Source organism: Oscillospiraceae bacterium (assembly GCA_035353335.1).
Lineage (GTDB): Bacteria > Bacillota > Clostridia > Oscillospirales > JAKOTC01 > DAOPZJ01.
Genome location: DAOPZJ010000120.1, coordinates 1 through 2263, shown reverse-complemented (window position 1 = coordinate 2263; position 2263 = coordinate 1). Strand labels below are relative to the sequence as shown.

Genomic DNA, 2263 nt, shown 5'->3' with positions numbered 1-2263 from the left:
ACCGTTTACTGCGGTAAGAATTTTAACAATTCGTAAGATTAATACATTATAAAAAGTTTAAAAAAGGGAGATTTATAAATGAAATTTGAATTTGACAGTGAAATCAAGCAGCTCGAAGGCAAAATCAAGTGGAGCGTGTTCTATTTCCCGTACTCGGCGCCGGAGCACTTCGGCTCCAAGGGCAATATCCCGGTCTGCATCACGGTGGATGGGCATGCATTCGACCACACGCTGCTGCCTTCGAAAAACGGACATTACCTTGTTTATAACGAATTCATCAAACGGGCTGTCGGAAAGAACATCGGCGACACTGTGCATTTGACTTTAGAAAAAGATATGAAGAAACGGGAAATCATCATTCCCGCCGATATTGAAAAAGCGCTGAATGATGCCGGGGTATCGGAGCGGTTTCAAAGCCAACCCGATTATTTCAAACGTGAACTGATCAACCATATCGAAACCGCAAAAATGGAAGAGACCAGGGCAAACAGAATCAACGCACTGGTGAGACAGTTGGCTGAAAAAACGGATGCTTGAAAGGGGCGGTTATTTTATGAAGAAATCAATGGGGATATCCAACGGGTTTTGCCCGCAGACGCTGTTTGTCTACGGTACATACAACAACGACGGTAAGCCGGATTTTGGGCTGTTTTGCTGGGTAAGTTATTACTGGGACGAAAATTTGGGCGTGATGGCTGCGATCTGCGAGGACAAGCGCACGCGAGACAACATCCGCAGAAACGGCGTCTTTTCGATGGGGCTCGTGACCGAAGAACTATTGCCGCTTGCCGATTATTTCGGCTGCAAATCAGGCTACGACGCGGATAAGATGAAGCTCGACATCGGCATAGAAAAAGGGCAGGTGCTGGCGGTTCCGGTGCTTGAAAAATGCCCGTGGACATTCGAGCTGGAAGTTGACAAGACCTTTCAACACAACGGCGCGGATATTTATTTATGTAAAATTCGCAATGTATTGGCCGATGAAGCGATATGCGACGATTCGGTTTCTTTTGAGGAAAAACTCCGTATGATCCGCCCGGCCCGCACCGTAGGCAGCACCTATTTTTCGTGGGACGGAAACGCTGTTGCAAAATGGGGCGAGCCGATGAAGAATAAAAACATCGCGCACCCTATCGATCAATGTGAGGCGGCAAAAAAAGATTGATTTGATTATGAATATACTGTTTATAAACCCCGCGTTTTTTCGGCGAGTGGGTTTTTTATCGGGTACACACATTTTCGAATACACTTTGCCGCAGTAAAACATCATCGGGTGCATAAATGATTCAAAAAAGGTCACGGTTTATTCGACGGCTGAATTAAATGAAGAAGAAAACGCAGATGCTGTATTCAACGTTGCAAAGACGATTCTAAATGCATTTGAATTCATCTTTTTCAAATACACGTTTAATCCGGCATTTGAAACGGTCCACACGCACATAATTCTTAAAAAGGAATCGGCATTACCGTATTTAATATTAACACGCTATCGCGTTGAAAATGTAAAAAATAACACGAAATGAAGTAAAATGTAACCGTTTCTGTGACTAAGAAATGGTAAGATTTAAGCACGTTTAGGCCCTTCGACAACTGATATCTATGATTTAAAAACGATTTTCACCACATGGGTTTTCCCGAATCAGGGGAGTTTTTTTTACCTTTTTCATCTCGTGGTCTGAAATTCGGGCGATTTCGTCAAAAGTACCCAAAAAATAACATTAATAGCGATTGACAGCTGTTCTTGAACTTGTATTATTAGACATAGGATTATCCCATGTCCGAAATTTTCAAGTTATCCGGTCTTTTTATCTTTTATTAAATACGGTGTTTCCGGTTTTTGGCTGAGGACGGAGGTCTGACAAACATGAAAAAGAGTAAGGCATTATTTGAGCAGCAGCCTTTGGCAATGGGACCGCTGACGGATTTGAGAGAAGTTTTGAACAGGGCACTGCTGCTGTACGGAGACAAAACAGTCCTGCGGGAAAGTCAAAACGGTGAAATCGCACAGTATTCCTGTAAAAATATTGTCGATGACGTCAACGCGCTGGGCACCGCGCTGCTGGATTACGGCTTCGCGGATACGCATATTGCTTTGGTGGGTGAAAATTCTTACAACTGGTTTATCACCTATATGGCGGTGGTGTGCGGATTGGGCGTGATTGTCCCCTTGGATAAAGAACTTCAGGATGAAGATCTGAAAAATCTTGCGCTGAAAGGCGACGCGACGGCGTTATTCTATACGCGTTCTTACCGGGGCGCGGCG

General features: G+C 44.1%; 3 protein-coding genes. All 3 read left to right on the top strand.

All coding sequences use genetic code 11. From position 1 onward, the window contains the following. The first annotated feature begins 78 nt into the window (after window positions 1-78). A complete protein-coding gene (locus PKH29_12860; GenBank protein ID HNX15730.1) occupies window positions 79-537 on the top strand; it encodes a YdeI/OmpD-associated family protein in 459 nt (152 codons plus the stop codon). A gap of 16 nt (window positions 538-553) precedes the next feature. Continuing rightward, a complete protein-coding gene (locus tag PKH29_12855) occupies window positions 554-1165 on the top strand; it encodes a flavin reductase family protein (protein ID HNX15729.1) in 612 nt (203 codons plus the stop codon). Between the two features lie 699 nt (window positions 1166-1864). Beyond that, window positions 1865-2263 (top strand): AMP-binding protein (locus PKH29_12850; GenBank protein HNX15728.1); only part of this gene is annotated, 399 nt, incomplete at its 3' end.